The sequence below is a fragment of the Paenibacillus sp. FSL H7-0943 genome (genome assembly GCF_037963265.1).
Lineage (GTDB): Bacteria > Bacillota > Bacilli > Paenibacillales > Paenibacillaceae > Paenibacillus_AQ > Paenibacillus_AQ odorifer.
Map to the genome: position 1 here is coordinate 4,225,912 of NZ_CP150148.1, position 16,625 is coordinate 4,242,536.

Annotated in this window: 20 protein-coding genes; all 20 read right to left on the minus strand. The window is 43.6% G+C overall.

Translation table 11 applies throughout. From position 1 onward, the window contains the following. Positions 1–8: 8 nt before the first annotated feature. The 20 genes from NSQ55_RS18425 to hslV all read right to left on the minus strand — a co-directional run bounded on the left by NSQ55_RS18425 (position 9) and on the right by hslV (position 16,619). Positions 9–374 carry a response regulator gene (locus NSQ55_RS18425; RefSeq protein WP_076127811.1) on the minus strand — a complete coding sequence of 122 codons (366 nt, stop codon included), beginning with the start codon at positions 372–374 and terminating at the stop codon, positions 9–11. 26 nt (positions 375–400) lie between these two features. After that, on the minus strand, positions 401–1,705 hold the full coding sequence (gene fliY / locus NSQ55_RS18430; RefSeq protein WP_076182668.1) for a flagellar motor switch phosphatase FliY: 1,305 nt from the start codon (positions 1,703–1,705) through the stop codon (positions 401–403). Next, on the minus strand, positions 1,695–2,693 hold the full coding sequence (gene fliM, locus NSQ55_RS18435; protein ID WP_036688529.1) for a flagellar motor switch protein FliM: 999 nt from the start codon (positions 2,691–2,693) through the stop codon (positions 1,695–1,697). Before fliM ends, fliY begins: the two co-directional genes overlap by 11 nt. Positions 2,694–2,732: 39 nt before the next feature. Then, positions 2,733–3,200, minus strand: coding sequence for a flagellar basal body-associated FliL family protein (locus NSQ55_RS18440; protein ID WP_076100380.1), 468 nt, complete (start codon positions 3,198–3,200; stop codon positions 2,733–2,735). Next, positions 3,197–3,421: a flagellar FlbD family protein gene (locus tag NSQ55_RS18445; RefSeq protein WP_036688535.1), complete on the minus strand. Its 225-nt coding sequence runs from the start codon at positions 3,419–3,421 to the stop codon at positions 3,197–3,199. Before NSQ55_RS18445 ends, NSQ55_RS18440 begins: the two co-directional genes overlap by 4 nt. A gap of 89 nt (positions 3,422–3,510) precedes the next feature. Then, positions 3,511–4,329 carry a flagellar basal body rod protein FlgG gene (flgG, locus tag NSQ55_RS18450; protein ID WP_036688538.1) on the minus strand — a complete coding sequence of 273 codons (819 nt, stop codon included), beginning with the start codon at positions 4,327–4,329 and terminating at the stop codon, positions 3,511–3,513. Between the two features lie 104 nt (positions 4,330–4,433). Next, positions 4,434–4,817 (minus strand): TIGR02530 family flagellar biosynthesis protein, encoded by a 384-nt coding sequence (locus NSQ55_RS18455; RefSeq protein WP_036688541.1) that lies wholly within the window; start codon positions 4,815–4,817, stop codon positions 4,434–4,436. Continuing rightward, complete coding sequence (locus tag NSQ55_RS18460; protein ID WP_036688543.1) at positions 4,814–5,311, minus strand: flagellar hook capping FlgD N-terminal domain-containing protein; 498 nt, start codon at positions 5,309–5,311, stop codon at positions 4,814–4,816. The genes NSQ55_RS18455 and NSQ55_RS18460 overlap by 4 nt, the downstream gene beginning before the upstream one ends. A gap of 33 nt (positions 5,312–5,344) precedes the next feature. Further along, on the minus strand, positions 5,345–6,826 hold the full coding sequence (locus NSQ55_RS18465; protein ID WP_339168442.1) for a flagellar hook-length control protein FliK: 1,482 nt from the start codon (positions 6,824–6,826) through the stop codon (positions 5,345–5,347). Between the two features lie 24 nt (positions 6,827–6,850). Continuing rightward, positions 6,851–7,768 (minus strand): kinesin, encoded by a 918-nt coding sequence (locus NSQ55_RS18470; RefSeq protein WP_076127908.1) that lies wholly within the window; start codon positions 7,766–7,768, stop codon positions 6,851–6,853. A gap of 39 nt (positions 7,769–7,807) precedes the next feature. Then, the gene (gene fliJ, locus NSQ55_RS18475; protein ID WP_036688544.1) at positions 7,808–8,251 is read right to left on the minus strand and encodes a flagellar export protein FliJ; all 444 of its coding nucleotides are present in this window, start codon (positions 8,249–8,251) and stop codon (positions 7,808–7,810) included. A gap of 9 nt (positions 8,252–8,260) precedes the next feature. Continuing rightward, positions 8,261–9,586 (minus strand): flagellar protein export ATPase FliI, encoded by a 1,326-nt coding sequence (gene fliI / locus NSQ55_RS18480; RefSeq protein ID WP_235219563.1) that lies wholly within the window; start codon positions 9,584–9,586, stop codon positions 8,261–8,263. Then, positions 9,567–10,415 carry a FliH/SctL family protein gene (locus NSQ55_RS18485; RefSeq protein WP_036688548.1) on the minus strand — a complete coding sequence of 283 codons (849 nt, stop codon included), beginning with the start codon at positions 10,413–10,415 and terminating at the stop codon, positions 9,567–9,569. The genes fliI and NSQ55_RS18485 overlap by 20 nt, the downstream gene beginning before the upstream one ends. Beyond that, positions 10,408–11,424, minus strand: coding sequence for a flagellar motor switch protein FliG (fliG, locus tag NSQ55_RS18490; RefSeq protein WP_036688550.1), 1,017 nt, complete (start codon positions 11,422–11,424; stop codon positions 10,408–10,410). Before fliG ends, NSQ55_RS18485 begins: the two co-directional genes overlap by 8 nt. Positions 11,425–11,428: 4 nt before the next feature. After that, entirely contained in the window at positions 11,429–13,015 is a 1,587-nt protein-coding gene (gene fliF, locus NSQ55_RS18495; RefSeq protein WP_076182681.1) for a flagellar basal-body MS-ring/collar protein FliF, read from the minus strand. Between the two features lie 34 nt (positions 13,016–13,049). After that, positions 13,050–13,361 (minus strand): flagellar hook-basal body complex protein FliE, encoded by a 312-nt coding sequence (gene fliE, locus NSQ55_RS18500; RefSeq protein ID WP_036688553.1) that lies wholly within the window; start codon positions 13,359–13,361, stop codon positions 13,050–13,052. A gap of 33 nt (positions 13,362–13,394) precedes the next feature. Then, positions 13,395–13,841, minus strand: coding sequence for a flagellar basal body rod protein FlgC (gene flgC / locus NSQ55_RS18505; RefSeq protein ID WP_036688555.1), 447 nt, complete (start codon positions 13,839–13,841; stop codon positions 13,395–13,397). 6 nt (positions 13,842–13,847) lie between these two features. Continuing rightward, positions 13,848–14,255: a flagellar basal body rod protein FlgB gene (gene flgB, locus NSQ55_RS18510; RefSeq protein WP_036688558.1), complete on the minus strand. Its 408-nt coding sequence runs from the start codon at positions 14,253–14,255 to the stop codon at positions 13,848–13,850. 387 nt (positions 14,256–14,642) lie between these two features. Further along, positions 14,643–16,043, minus strand: a complete 1,401-nt coding sequence (hslU, locus tag NSQ55_RS18515) for an ATP-dependent protease ATPase subunit HslU (RefSeq protein ID WP_248548840.1) — start codon at positions 16,041–16,043, stop codon at positions 14,643–14,645. Between the two features lie 33 nt (positions 16,044–16,076). After that, positions 16,077–16,619 carry an ATP-dependent protease subunit HslV gene (hslV, locus tag NSQ55_RS18520; RefSeq protein WP_036688562.1) on the minus strand — a complete coding sequence of 181 codons (543 nt, stop codon included), beginning with the start codon at positions 16,617–16,619 and terminating at the stop codon, positions 16,077–16,079. Positions 16,620–16,625 lie beyond the last annotated feature (6 nt).

The window sequence follows — 16,625 nt, forward strand, 5'->3', positions numbered from 1 at the left end:
ACTTTATCCTACGCGCCCAACGTTTTGTTAATAGCTTCGATAACCCGGTCAGCTTGGAAAGGCTTCACGATAAAGTCTTTAGCTCCTGCTTGGATTGCATCGATAACCATAGCCTGCTGGCCCATGGCTGAACACATAATAACCTTTGCAGCCGGATCTACTTTTTTGATTTCTTTCAGGGCGGCGATTCCGTCCATCTCAGGCATAGTAATATCCATCGTGATGAGGTCCGGACGCAGTTCCTTGAATTTTTCTATCGCTTGAGAACCGTCCTGAGCTTCGCCCACTACTTCAAATCCGTTTTTCGACAAAATGTCACGGATCATCATTCTCATAAATGCTGCATCGTCCACGATTAGAATTCGGTTAGCCATTTTTACAAAATCCTCCCTAAGTATGCTTATTGTAATTTCTGAATTCGGTCCCACTGGCTGACGATATCCGTAACGCGTACGCCAAAGTTTTCGTCGATAACAACGACTTCACCTTTGGCAATAAGCTTGTTGTTAACCAAAATATCTACAGGCTCACCTGCGAGCTTGTCCAGCTCAATAATTGAGCCTTGTGACATTTCTAAAATATCTTTGATCTGCTTCTGGGTCCTTCCTAATTCTACGGTTACTCTAAGCGGTATGTCCATCAATAAATTTAAATTATTTTCATCAATATGACCAAAGGCCCCACCATTCAGATTTGCAAATTGCACAGGCTGTACATTTACATTGCGATTTGCCTCAGAATTAAGCGGTGGTGTCTGTCCATATGGCATCCCTTGCGGTGGCATACCGTATGGTGGCATCCCAGGCATTCCGTATGCTGGCATACCCGCTGGAGGATAATAATACCCGCCTTCTGGCATCCCTGGATACGGTGGCATACCCTGCGGTGGATATGGTGGTTGCGTTCCTCCTGCGGGCTGTGAGGGCGCCTGTTGCACCGGAGGTGCTGGAGGTGGTGTCTCAGCAGAATTAGTCACGGCAGGTGTTTCAGCCATTGTGACCGCTGCCTCCTCCTCTGCAGGACTAACATCACCAAGAAGCATGGATACCATATCTTTTGCGAACTGAACAGGCAAAAGCTGCATAATAGTAGAATCTATCAAATCACCAATTTTAAGCCGGAACGAAATACGAATTAGGGTCTCATCGTCTGGCAGACTGCCTACTCCTTCTCCGCTGGACATATTCAAAATGTCGATACCCGGAGGCGAGATATTAACAAAACGATTAAAAATCGTAGACATCGATGTAGCAGAAGAACCCATCATTTGATTCATAGCTTCTTGCACAGCGCTAATATGAATTTCATTCAACTCTTCATCCTTAGGTTCGCCAGCACCGCCAAGCATCAGATCGGCAATGACCTGCGCATCCCTAATCTTAATAACAAGTGAGTTAATGCCTTGAAACCCATCCACATATTGAACGTGAACAGCTACATGCGGTTTAGGAAAAGCGATTTCAAACTCCCCGCGTGTAATGATCGAAACTTGAGGGGTTGTAATATCTACTTTTTTCCCTAGTAAAGTGGAAAGTGCTGTTGCTGCACTGCCAAACGTTATATTACCAATTTCGCCCAAAGCATCCTGTTCAAACGGTGTTAGATAGTCATCTACCGTTTTCTCCGTAGGAGCTAATGAGCCCTCCGCAGATTGTCTCAGAAGGGCGTCGATTTCTTCTTGGGATAAATAATCTTTACTCGTCAAATTCTTCAACTCCTTCATTGACAATTTCGTCTATTTGCACGGCTACCCGATCTTTAACCATTCCGGGACTTCCGATGAACTTAAGCTTCTCCCCTACCTTAATCGACAGTCCAGAATCTACGTTTCTGTTGAGAGAAATCACGTCACCGACACTAAGCCCTAAGAATTCAGATATGGATAAGCTCGATTCTCCAAGTTCAGCAACAATCGGCAGCTTCGCTTTATGAACTCTAGCTCTAATGGCCAGTAGCTCATCTTCATCCCGCGTCTTCTTCTCTGTCACAAACCATTGGTGAACAGAAAGTCTGGACATGATAGGCTCTAGAACGACATGCGGTATACAAAGATTGATCATGCCTGTTGTGTCTCCAATTTTGGTACTTAGAGAGATTAATGCAATGGTCTCATTGGGCGATACAATCTGCATGAACTGCGGGTTCGTCTCAAGAGCTTCCATCCGCGGATGAATATCCAGCACCGTTTTCCAAGCCTCCTGCAGACTCTCAAAACATCTACTAAAGATACGCTCCATAATCGTTGTTTCGATCTCAGTTAGAGCATTAATCTTAGAAGGTGCAGTTCCAAAGCCTCCAAGCAACCTGTCCAGCATAGCAAAAGCAATGTTAGGATGAACTTCCATTACCATGCGGCCCTCTAAAGGTTCTGCTTCAAAAATGTTCAATATCGTCATTTTCGGTATGGAGCGAATAAATTCATCATAAGGGAGCTGCTCTACTTGAACGACATTAATCTGAACGAAGGTGCGCAATTGGGCTGAAAAATACGTTGTAAGATAACGGGCGAAATTGTCATGTATCCGTGTAAGACTGCGGATATGATCTTTGGAAAAGCGGACAGCCCGTTTAAAGTCATAAGAGCGGATTTTCTTCTGAGTTTCTTCCTTTTTAAGTTCATCGGCGTCCATCTCACCTGAAGAAAGTGCAGCAAGTAGAGCATCAATTTCGTTTTGTGATAGTACATCAACCAATTCAATCACCCCCCCATCAAAGAATTATCAGGAATAAAGCTACACAGAAGCCAAAAGGAATTTGGTGATTTCGATCTGAGTAATTTGGCCCTCAGTCAATGTCTTATTGATCAGATTAATAAGCTTACTGCTAAGCTGATCTTTTCCATTCGCTCCATTAAGGTCCTCAGGTTTGGTATCTGCAAGCGTCTTGATAATTATTGGTTTGATTTTGATCTCTTTTATTTTTTCGAATTCTTCCTTTGATTTCGCAGAACTCAGTTGGAAGGCGAAATCTACTTGAAGGATAAAATCGGGATCAGCAAGATTTGTTTTGATATCAATGATCTCTGCCGTCAATTCGACGATTTCATCTGCAGTTAAATGTTTTGTTTCCACATTTTGAACAGCAGCACTTACCTCGTTCGTATCTTTCGGAAAGATCCTGTCCATTAGTAAAAATGCGGCGACCACGATCAGAGTAATCGCTAGTAATATCGTGATGAGCCACGGCATCATCTTTTTCATGTTAGCTCCTCCATTGACTGGATTTTAATGGTGGCAGCATATGTGCCTATGTCCCTGTTATAATCCCGGATCTTCGTAATAACCTCATCGGCTTTTTCGAGAACGATCAGTCTTTTTCCGGTTACGAGCGTAATATATGTATCCGGGCTTTCTTCTACCATTTCGACCAGTAGGGCATTGATCCACATCGGTGTTCCATTTAATCTTGTTACCGATATCATAACAGGCCTCCTAACAAAATAGGGGGAGGAGTAACTCCCCCACGACTCCGCATGAACCATTTAAGAAAATATAGAATTTATTGATTAAATTAACGCTTCAGGTTTACTACTTCCTGCAGCACTTCATCAGAAGTTGTGATGATACGGGAATTCGCCTGGAATCCACGCTGTGATACGATCATTTCTGTAAATTCATTGGTAAGATCCACATTGGACATTTCCAGCTGTCCAGAGATGATTGCCCCGGTGCCATCTTCTGTATTGTTCGCTGTAGTCGGAACTAGTTCGCCTTCTGCATTCGCATTAAGTGTCATACGATACAGATTGCCTCCGATTTTCTCCAGACCAGATGGGTTAGTAACCTTGGCTACACCAATCTTCACCCCAGCTCCAGTCGTTCCATCTTCCATGGTCTGAACAATTGTTCCATCATTAGAGATAGAAAACGCCGTTACATCGTCACCTAATTGAATGATCCCACCGTCGGAATCTAAAACATGAAGTCCGTCAGCGGTAACCAGATTACGCGCAGCGTCAATGTGGAAATCTCCGGCGCGGGTCAAAAATGCAGTATCTTGATCCTCAGTAAGCTTAACCAGGAAAAAACCATCTCCATCGATACGTAAATCTGTTGGGTTGTTGGTGGTTTGAGCACTACCAGCCAAATGTAGGGTATCTATAGAAGCAATACTAACACCTAGTCCAACTTGTTTCGCATTTACCCCACCTTGACCATCCTCACCCGGTGCAGTAACACCAGAAACGGTTTGGCTCATAATATCCTTGAACATAACACGTCCGGATTTAAACCCGATAGTGTTTACGTTAGCAATATTATTACCGATTACATCAAGCTTAGTTTGAAAGCCTCTCATTCCTGAAACCCCTGAATACATTGATCTTAACATGTTTAATGTCCTCCCAGATTATAGAGTCCTAATAACTTTCCAAGTGAATTGGGACCGCGTCAGTCGGTCAGCGGCCGCCTCGGCTTTCCGTTAGGACCAGCCTATTATGAAATCACTATTGCACTATCGATTTGTGTAAATACATTATCTTTGATCGAGTTACCATCCATAGCAGTAACTACTGTGCGATTAGGAACGCTAACGATAAACGCCAAATCCTTCATTAATATCAAGGATTCTTTACTTCCCTTAGCAGCAGCTTTGTCCACAGCAGATGAAATTTGATCTAGCTGACCGCTTCCAAGCTCTATCCCTCTTTGTTCTAGGCGCTTAGCAGCATGATTGCTGAATTTTAATAGTTTCTGTTGCAGTAAACTCTCAAAAGAAGCTTCCCCCGCCACAGACTGCTTAGGCAGCGAAGATCGTTGTAACGTTGTAGAATGCAGGGACGCAGGATACAGTTGGCCTATAGTAAGCCTGTCACTCATATGCTCGCCCCGCTTCCTCCGCTATTCTCCGGAGTATTACTATCTGTACCAGAACCGCTTTCTGGTGTTGCTGCGGCATTCTGAATTTGTGTAATATCGGTTAAAGCAATTCTGTCTTTTCCCACAACCGCATATTGAATACCATTGCTAACAACGATAGATTCAACATTACCTGTCTTAGGCAGCTTTGTGGCGGTGTCTGTCCAAGTAATATCTTTACCAATCAACCCGGATACAGATCCAAGGGACTGATTCATAGCATTAAGCTGAGTAGAGATATTCATCAATTGCTCCACGGATGTAAACTGGGCCATTTGCGCAATAAATTCTTTATCTTCCATCGGTTGCATCGGATCTTGATTTTGCAGCTGAGTAATCAAAATCTTCAAAAACTGATCCTTACCTAAAGTAGAATTACCCGTTGTGCGTGCACTAGAGTCGGGAGTTGTATAATTCCACTGATCTTTAGTAGAGACCGGAACTGTTGTCGCCATAACCACTCACCTCTCTTTCCTTTGTTATTAAAGTTAAGCCTTAGCAGAAAAAGATCCACCTTGGGACTGATCTTCTTGTCCCGCGTTTGAAACCCAGTCCTTCCATTCACCATTCAGCTCTGCGGCTAGAACAGCATCACTGGCTTCCTCTCTGCTTTCTTTGGAACGTCTACCCTGCTGTCCACTTCCGGAATTAGGTTGGCGTCCTTCCTGCCCCCATTGCGAATTGAGTGGGGTATTATTTTGCGTAACTTCCAGCTTCTCCACTTGAAGACCTTGAGATTGCAATGCAGCGCGAAGCTGGTTCATTTGTTGTTCCAGCATATCTTTAGCGCCGGTATGTTCAGTCATGAACTGGGCAACTAAATGACCATTTTGCATGGTGATCTTAACATCAACTTGTCCGAGATTTTCTGGAAAAAGGGATATAGTCGCTTCAGCGATCCCACCTTTTTGCACAATCTCTAATTTGCCTGTAATGAAACCTGTCATTTCTTGAGCAAATTGCTGAACCGGAACAGGCGCTGCTGGCACTTCAGCCTTCAGCGGTGCTGTAATTCCTCCGCGCAGAGATAACTGCCCCGCAGTAACAACCTCATGATCCCCTTCGTTAGCTGTAATTCCTAGCGGGGAATCTTGAGCAGATTCTGTTGTCTTCGTTTCCCCGGTTACGCCTGTCTTGATTAACGGTGTGTTCGCAGTCTCTGCTTCAGCTTCTTGCACAGTTCCTGATGTCACAGGCGAGCTTACAACCGTATCATTTTTCACTACAACAGCTTCTCCGGAACGACTGCTCACATTCTGAATTGTTTTATCCGTTTGGTTATTTTTGCTTTCAGTAATAACGGGCTGTTGTAAGGAAGAATCAGAATTAATACTCACATTGCTGGTCTTTCCCTTCCCCTTATTAGTGTTAGAGGAGGACTCTTCTAAAAGCGCTGTGAAATTATTCAATAAACTGATTCCCTTAGTTGCAACTTCCTCATTGCCACTTACTGCAGCTTCTTGAATCATAGAAACTAAACTTTGCAAGTCATCTTGAACTGCAAATCTTAATGTATCAGCATTCTGTGCCAATGGTGACAAGCTTCCAGCCACTTCTGCTTCCGTTGTAGTAGTACCATTCTCTGCAGCATGGCTTCCAGATAGAAGTGCAGATACCTGAAGAATCCAAGCTTGCAAGGCTACCAACAGAGCTGGATCACTACTGATACTTTCATCCAGCTTCTCAACATCAGCAGCAAGTTTTTCAAGGAGTTCCCCCTTCTGAGTGTCTTGCCCTGCTTGCTCTTCTCCAGTCGGCTGCACTTCCTTTAACAGGCCTTGCAGCAAAGAAGCTAGATTTCCCAATAGGGGTTCAGCTGGAGTCGACGGGGTGTTGGCATTGCCTCCCATGGTTTGTACCAGGGTTTGAGCAAATGGTGCACTCGTCGTTGTTGTGCCCGTTGTAGTCGATGAACTCCCATTTACTGCAGTTGCGTTTGCACTCACAAGCGATTGAACGACTAAACTCATTTATTTTTCACCTCCTTTCCCTATCTATTTAGCACCCATCAGACGATTAACAATTTTCGCAGTTTGCGCGCTATCATTTTTAGTCATTTCTCCCAAAATAGATGAACGAACACTATCACTTACGGTATTCATAATCGTCACGACCTTATCAGGGCTAATCTTGTACATTTCTCCTAGTAACGATGCTGCATTAGCAGGAGTCATTGAGCTGAAGGTCTGATTCAACTTTTCCTTATCCAAATTCTTACTGGTTGTTGCTGTTGCTGTTGTGCCGGCATCTTTCTTCAATCTAGATTGAAGGGCTGCGATCGCCATGTCACTCGAAGATGTGGTTTCTTTTAACTTAATCGTTACATCTGCAGCCTTTTGCGGATCCATTTTTTCCAAAATCGCAGTTTTACTCGCTTTATTCATGACACTGAAGATCTGTACCATTTCTTCTGTAGTTAAATTCTCCATGATCGGTGCAGCCTTCGAAGCTTTCATGCCCGCATACAACTTAGCCAAATCAGAAACCTGTTTCTGATAAGGATCTTCAGTTTCTTCTGTGCTTGCCTCTGCGGTTTCAGCTTCCTTCTTCATACCCTCAATCTGTGACTCTAGCGCCTGAACCTTGGTATCCTGGGCTGTTTTTTCATCTGTAACCTTCTTCAGGTTTTCTTCCTGCTGGGCGAGCTGAGCTTTAAGCTCCTTAATCGTTGTCGCTGAGCTCACTTCCTGCTTTTTGCTTTCTTCCTTCGGTTTAGAAGGATCTGCAGGCGGATCAGGAACCCATTTTTCCAGGATAGGAATTTTATTCGCAACTTCAAGCACATTATTACGAATGTCCATATTAAAAAGCGTCAACAGTACTCCAAGCAGTACTAGCGTGAAGATAATCGGTATCATTAAGAATAAGAACCGCTCAAATTTCCCCGCTGACCCTTCATTTTCAAGTTCCATATCATTATCAATATTAGCCACTAGCGGAAACCTCCCGGGTTAGAGGGATTTCATCGCGAAGCGGACGGTTGCCATCTCATCCAGTTCGTTTTGTTCCCGTAAAATCATACTTTGCTGAAACAGTGTCTCAGCCTTGTCTTTTGCCTTCAACCATACTTTTTCATCTAAAACCTTAGTGCTTAACTGATCTTGTTTCTTCTGGACTTCTTGATGTGCACGGCTAATGTCCGTATGCTTACGGGCAATGCATTTATCCAGATATTCCACATACTCCTGCATTTCACGAATCTTAATCATAGGTGTCTTTTGCTCTGCGGCATTTTGTAAGGATAGCATGATAGCACTCCGCTGAAAGATGAGTTCATCCAGGCTTCTTTCCTGTGCCTGCAATTCTCCAAGCGCGCTTGAGAGCATCCATTCTGCCTGTGTCTTCTCATTGCCCTTCAAGTCAACGACTTTTTGAAAAGTATAATGAAACCTCATAATACCGAATCAACTCCTTGAGAACTGTGAAATTAAAGACTGTTGAACTTCAGCCAGCGTAACTTTTTCATTCACCTTTTGTTTGGTGAAATCCCATATACTGTCGATAAATTCCATCGACTCGTCAATTTGAGCATTAGAGCCTCTTTGATAAGCTCCAATATTAATCAAATCCTCTGAATCCTTATAAACGGCCATAAGGCGTTTCACATTCTCCGCTGCTGCAATCTGTTCTTCTGGAGCAATATCCTTCATTACTCGACTTATGCTGGAAAGAACATCTATTGCTGGAAAATGTCCTTTGTTAGCAATATTTCGATTGAGTACGATATGTCCGTCAAGTATCCCTCGGACTGCATCTGCGATTGGCTCGTTCATGTCATCACCATCAACCAGTACCGTGTAAAAGGCTGTTATAGAGCCTGTAGGACCTGTACCGGCACGTTCCAGCAGTTTGGGTAAGCTGGCAAACACCGAAGGTGTATATCCCCGCATGGCTGGCGGCTCTCCAACTGCAAGTCCAACTTCACGTTGGGCCATGGCATAACGGGTGACCGAATCCATCATCAGCATTACATTAAGGCCACGATCGCGGAAATACTCGGCAATCGTTGTAGCGATAAGCGCACCTTTTATGCGAATCAATGCAGGTTGGTCTGAGGTAGCAACAATTACTACGGATCGCTGCAAGCCCTCTGGTCCCAAATCCCGTTCAATGAAATCCAATACTTCTCTGCCACGCTCACCAATCAGAGCAATAACATTTACGTCAGCCGATGTATTCCGGGCAATCATCCCCATCAAAGTACTCTTGCCGACCCCCGAGCCAGCAAAAATACCGACCCGCTGTCCCTTGCCAATCGTTAGCAAACCGTCAATCGCTCTCACACCAATACTGATGGGTTCCTGCACCCGCGGTCTATTAAGTGGATTGGAAGGAATATTAAAGGTAGAGCTATGTGGCATTCGTGCTGGAATGAGAGAGCCATCAAGCGGCTGCCCCAGACCATCCAGTACTTTTCCTAACAATTCAGAACCTACTTGCACGCTAAGCGGCTTACCAGTGCCCACTACATCACAACCAGGTCCAATCGCCTGCAGTTCACCAAGTGGCATCAATAGTACCTTGTTATCACGGAAACCAACGACCTCAGCTTGCAGCGGTTTGTTTCCTTTAGAAGGGTAGATGTAGCATACATCACCTATACTTGCGTCAGGACCTTCCGATTCAACCATTAGACCGATTACCTGCGTCACTTTCCCATTGATCCTCACCGGATCGAGATTACGAAGTTGCTCCTTATAACGGTTGCTATTAAGCATCGTCTTCCCCATTTCTCTGCTCATCGGTGTCCAGCGCAATTCTTACCAGCTCTTTCTTGATCTCTGCGAGCTGTGTGTCGATTCGAGCATCAATGCTGCCAAAGGAAGAGCGGATAACACATCCTTGGTCTTTTACCGTTGAGTCGGGTAAGATTTGCAGTTCGGCCTGTGAATCAACAGCTAGTGATAATTCTTCCCGAGCAGCATTCACAAAAGCGAACTGCGCTGGGGATACACAAAGTGAGATCAAACCCTGTTCTCGCTTACGAGCCAGATTTTTGCGAATTAAGTCCATTGCGAATTGTGGTTCTACCGTTAACTGCTTGTCCACAATTTTCTCTGCAATATCACAGCTTAACTCTACTAAAAAAGGCTCTGCTTCCTGAATAATCACTTCTCTTGCTTTATACGCCTCAGTCAAAACAGCACGCGCTTCTTCCATCATCTCTGCGATCTTATGCTTCATCTCTTCCTCAGCCTGAGAAACACCTTCCTCATAACCTTGCTGATGAGCTTCAGCTTTGATAGCTTCGATCAGATGTTCATCCTGCTCACGCCGTTGTTTCCACCACTCTTCAGCCTCCGCTTTCGAGGACTCTACAATCTGTTCCGCTTCAAGAGATGCATTCCGAACCTGCTCTTCAGCAAAATCCTGAGCGTCCTTAAGCATTTGCTTACGCGTCTCTTCTGCCTCTTCACGTGCGGGATCATGATAGTCAGTCTCGCTTAAAGTCTCCTCGGGAACGGGCTCCTCAGTTAGGCCCGCATATTGCCGGGCCTGTTCCAGTCTCTTAAAGACATCAACCGGAACATACTGGGAGTGTTTGATCAGCTTAGACAATGATGTCATCTCCTCCGCCACGAGCGATGATAATTTCACCAGACTCTTCGAGTCTGCGGATCGTGCCTACAATACGAGTCTGTGCTTCTTCAACATCACGCAGCCGCACAGGACCCATGTATTCCATTTCTTCTCGGAACGTTTCTGCCATACGCTTGGACATATTTCTGAAAATAACATCCCGTACTTCTTCGCTGGCAACCTTGAGTGCAAGCTGTAAATCCGCATTATCGATATCACGAACAATGCGCTGTATTGAACGATTGTCCACATTAACAATATCTTCGAATACGAACATCCGTTTTTTGATCTCTTCGGCAAGCTCTGGATCTTGAATTTCGAGAGAATCCAGAATCGTACGTTCTGTCCCCCGGTCAACCCCATTCAAGATTTGTACAATTGATTCGATACCACCGGCATTTGTATAATCCTGGGTTACTGTAGCGGAAAGCTTCTGCTCCAGCACACGTTCAATTTGCGTAATTACCTCTGGAGAGGTACTGTCCATCACAGCAATTCTTCTAGCCACCTCTGCCTGCTTCTCTTGAGGAAGCGAGGAAAGGATTGCAGCAGCTTGTTCAAATTGCAGATAAGACAATACAAGTGCAATAGTCTGTACATTTTCATTCTGGATAAAGTTGAGAATCTGATTAGGATCCGCTTTTCGTGCAAAATCGAAAGGTCTTACTTGCAATGTTGCAGTCAGACGATTAATGACCTCCATTGCTTTTGTTGACCCAAGCGCTTTCTCCAGAATTTCTTTAGCGTAGTTAATACCGCCTTGTGATATATATTCCTGGGCGAGGCATATCTGATGGAATTCAGACATGATCGACTCTTTTTCACCGCTGTCCACTTTGCGAACATTAGCAATTTCAAGAGTCAGCTGTTCAATCTCCTCGTCTCTTAAATGTTTGAAAATTTGCGCCGATACCTCGGGCCCTAGTGTGATAAGCAGGATCGCAGCTTTTTGACGGCCACTAAGTCCCTGCTGGCTAGCCTTTGCCATTAGTTCACCTCTGTTCGTCTGCAAGCCATGTACGCAGCAGATTTACGAATTCGTCTGGCTTCTTCTTGGCCAAACTTTCCAATTGCTTACGAACTTGACTTTCATTCGTCACGCTCTCCAAGTTAATAGAAGGAAATTCAGTAGGAACCTGCAATGGAATGTCTTCATCTTCCTCTTCCACAGTCTGTTTACGACTCCGGTAGATTAGATATCCTCCACCTGCTCCAACCAGCAATGCTGCTGCTCCGATAGCCCATATCATCCAAGAAGCGAGACCACCTTTAACGGTGTTGGCATCGGTGCCACCAAATTGTTGCGAGTAGACCGAAACCTTTTTGGTCAAATCAGCGTCTGTATATGTAGTACCTGAATCTGCAAGAGAAGCGCGAACAATATTCACCAAAATATTTTGAATTGCAGCTGATGTTGCATCATCTAAACTTTTTTCTCCTGAAGGTGGTTCAACTGCAACATTTATGGTTAAGTCTTTAACAGTATACGGACTAGCAATAACATCTTTAGTAATTCGGTTAACTTCGAAGTTCCTCGTTTCCGAAGATTCCTCCGAGGTAGAAGTATCCGCACCCGCATTAGAAGGATAGCCCGTAACATCTTGAGAACCAGTGCCAGCCACTCCGCCAGTCGTGTTACCTTGACCCGAATACGAATTACTAATTATTTGTGAACTGATCTCAATCCCCCTCATGTTCTCTGTATCCACAGGGGTAACAAGATCTTCCTTCCGGTTTTCCTTGTCAAAGTTCAACTTTGAGAACACAAGAACATCCACTTTATCAGGACCGGTAAGAGTGCTAAGGAATTGTTTCACATTTTTCTTTACTTCTTCTTCGAATTTCTTCTGAAGAGCGAAGTTTTCTTCAACTTGGTTTGTGACACCAGCCTGTCCACCTTTAGCTGTTGGCATTAATTCAATTTCATTATTTGCAATGGTAATGTTGTCAATTGGTAAATTAGGCACAGCAGTTTTCACAAGATTGAAATACCCGTCAATATTGTCTTGGGTAGGTCTAAATCCTGGATCAAATGAAAGCACAACGGATGCAGACGCCTGCTCCTGATCAGCCTGTGAGGCAAAAACTGTCTCTTTAGGCAAATTAATCAGCACTTTTGCATCTTTAATCCCTTGCATACGTCTCATTAACTGTTCAACTTCACCGTTTAATGCATTATTGTACTTCACGTTAAACTCGCTATCTGTTGTACCTATCATTGACGAATTTTCGTCAAAGACTTTATATCCGATAGAGCCACCTTGAACAATCCCCTGAGAACCGATATCCACCTTGACCCGAGCTGCTTCTGTACTTGGTACAGAAATACTCTTTCCATCTTGACTTAATCGGTATGAAACACCTGCTGAATCTAAGGCTTTCATTACTCCAGCCGAATCCGTACTGTCCAAATCTTGAAATGCTACTTCATATTCTGTTTTTGAAAGCTGCATGGTCATAACTACGATTATTATTAGAATGATAAACAATGTTGAAAAGAATAAAATCTTCTGTTTACCACTAAATCTGTTCCAATACAAGAGAACCTTCTCCCGATATTGGGCAAATCTTTCATTCACAGTGTCACCCCATCCGAAACTAAGCTAGGATTTATTATATTTGAGTTCTCATAATTTCTTGATAGGCTTCAATCACTTTGTTCCGGACTTGTGTAGTCAACTGTAAACTCAGTAGAGCCTGTTGGGAAGAAATCATCACTTCGTCAATGTTCACTTCTCCCAATACAAATTTATTACTCATATCCTTAGCTTGTTGTTCCTGATCAGCCACTTTATTGAGCGCATCCTCAAGATAAGAGCCAAAGCTCTCCATCGAATTAGCAGGAGTGGATGAAACTTCGGAAGATGTCGGTTTCATTGCAAGCTGCTGTACAGCCTGAACCCCATTAGATATATTCTGTATCAACTGTTTCCCCCCCTTAAGTTAATTAACATTCATTTATCTACCAATTTCGAGTGCCTTGCTTACCATAGCTTTGGATGCATTAAGCATCGTAACATTGGCATCATAAGAGCGAGATGCAGATAACATATCAACCATTTCTTTGGTAATGTCTACGTTTGGCATATAGACATATCCTTCAGCATCCGCATCGGGATGGCTCGGATTGTATACCGGCTTCAATGGTGAAGTGTCTTCTATGATCGACTGCACCTTAACCCCTTCATTGCTATTATTCATTTTCGAATTTAGTATATTCGAGAATTTATTACTTTCGTTCGTTTCCAAAACAACCAACTTACGTCGGTAAGGAACAGCCTTGCCATCCACCACGGATGCTCTTGTAGTTTCAGCATTGGCTACGTTGGAAGAAATTACATCCATCCGCAACCTTTGAGCCGTTAATGCAGATGCGCTGATCCCAAAACTACTTCCAAAGTTCATACTCTCTTATCCTCCTTGAATTACGGCTCGCATCATCGAAATCTGACTGTTAATCTGTTCAACATAAGAACTATACCTAAGCTGATTCTCTGCGCTTAACGCCATTTCGCGATCTACATCCACATTGTTGTCGTTATTGTTCATAGAGGTAGTTTCATCAGTATTTTCAACAGCAGCGGGAACAATTGTGTTGCTGCCAAATTGATAATGCCGGGTATCCGAAACTTTCGCTCTAAGTGTAGATTGGATTCCACTTTCCTGTTGTTGCAGGATACTTTCGAATGAAACATCAGAACGTTTGAAATTGGGCGTATCTTGATTAGCCACATTATTTGCTAGAGCATTTTGTCGTTTATAGGCAGCATCAATGCCTCCCTGCAATCGTTGAAAACTGACACTATTCAGCAATCCCAAGACAATTCCTCCTTTCAAAGCTATCATAATGAAAAGAATTCCACAACTTCCATCAAAAAACCTGCTTGCTTTCGACAAATAAAGAAAAAATACTCTAAATTTACGGTATTCCGTCGAACGCTGTCGCAATGAATAACACTTAGCATTTTCACATACATTGATTTTCATTTAATTTGTATATTATTACAATAAGAAATAAGCCCTATCTTTTTAGAAAAGACAGGGCTTTTAGCACTTTATTACTATTTATTTACATTTTCAACTCATTTTTTTCTTTTTAATTGCATGTTTTGACATAATTTTACGTTTTCACGACACCAATTTGTAATTTATCTAATCCGTTATGCCCAAATTCAAAATACATAGATTTTTTGTTTTTTTGTCGCTTTAAAGAATATACTGACTTAAATCACGATCCTGAGCTATACTTGCCAATTTCTCGCGCACATACTCCGGGGTAATAACCATTTTTTCTAAAGTCAGCTCAGGCGCTTCAAAAGAAAGATCCTCTAACAGCTTCTCCAAAATAGTATGAAGACGCCGTGCACCTATATTCTCCATATTTTGATTCACTGAAGCCGCTATTTTGGCGATCTCATGTATAGCATCCTTCTGGAATTCCACTTCTAAATTTTCTGTTTTAAGCAGATTCACATATTGTTTAGTTAAAGCATTCTCTGGTTCCGTCAAAATAGAAACGAAATCCTCTAACGTTAGACTACTCAGCTCTACGCGAATCGGAAAACGACCTTGAAGTTCTGGAATCAAATCTGAAGGCTTAGCAATATGGAAAGCTCCGGCAGCCATAAAGAGTACATAGTCTGTCTTCACAGGACCGTATTTCGTCATAATGGTCGAGCCCTCTACAATCGGCAAAATATCCCGTTGCACGCCTTCACGCGACACATCCGGTCCAGACCCTTTTCCCTGACTCGCTACTTTATCGATTTCATCAATAAAAATAATGCCTGATTGTTCAGCCCGAGTCACGGATTCCTGGATCACATCATCCATATCTATCAGCTTGGCCGCCTCATCCTGAATGAGTACCTTGCGCGCTTCCCGAATAGGAAGCTTACGTTTCTTCGTCCGCTTAGGCAGCAAACTGCCGAACATCTCTTGCATATTCATACCCATCTGGTCGTTTCCTTGACCTGCAAACATATCCAGCATAGTTGGCGCTGTATCCTCAACATCAATTTCAATGATGTCATCTTCCAGCTGACCAGCTAATAGCTTAAATCTAACCCCACGGCGGCGTTCACTTAGGCTTCCATCCTGCTCAGTGTCTTCTTTAGAGTCCTCTTGGGCAGAATTCCCTCCAAAAATCATCTCAAAAGGATTCTTTTGTGATTTATTTTTGGAAGAGGAAGGGACCAATATAGAAACGATCCGCTCATTAGCCAGTTCTTCCGCACGATCCTTAACCTTCTCCGTACGCTCAAGCTTGACCATACGAATAGAAGTCTCTACCAGATCACGAACCATAGATTCCACATCTCGACCTACATAACCGACCTCAGTGAATTTAGTGGCCTCCACTTTGATGAACGGTGCATTAACAAGCTTTGCTAGACGCCGGGCGATCTCTGTCTTACCCACACCTGTAGGTCCGATCATCAAGATGTTCTTAGGAACGACTTCATCACGCAGTTCCTCTGCTAGCAGACTGCGCCGATACCGATTACGGAGCGCAACAGCTACCGATTTCTTGGCTTGCTTCTGACCTACGATATATTTATCCAATTCGGCTACAATTTGACGGGGTGTAAGCGATTGATTCACCATCGTGAATTCCTCCTTGTCTCTATGGCACTGAGTCTATAATTGTTCAACAATAATGTTGGAATTAGTGTACACACAAATTTCAGATGCTACCTGAAGCGATTCTCTAGCAATATCCGCAGCGGAAAGATTGGGTGCATGACGTTTGAGTGCTCGACCTGAAGCCAGCGCAAAATTACCCCCGGAACCAATCGCAAGAACGTCATCATCCGGTTCGATAATTTCACCATTTCCGGAGATCAGGAGCATTCCTTCCTTATCCATAACAATCATCAAAGCTTCAAGCTTCCGAAGAATACGATCTTGACGCCAATCCTTCGCTAATTCAACTGCAGCCCGCTGCAGGTTCCCATGATGCTCCTCCAGCTTGCCCTCGAATTTTTCGAATAGGGTAATAGCATCCGCAACGGATCCCGCAAAGCCTGCTATTACTTGTCCTCTGTACAGGCGACGGACTTTTCTGGCCGTCGTCTTCATAATAACACTCTCTCCGAATGTAACCTGTCCATCACCTGCTATAGCTGCCTGTCCGTTATGTCTTACAGCACAAATTGTAGTCGCATGAAAGCTGGGTACCATGATTGT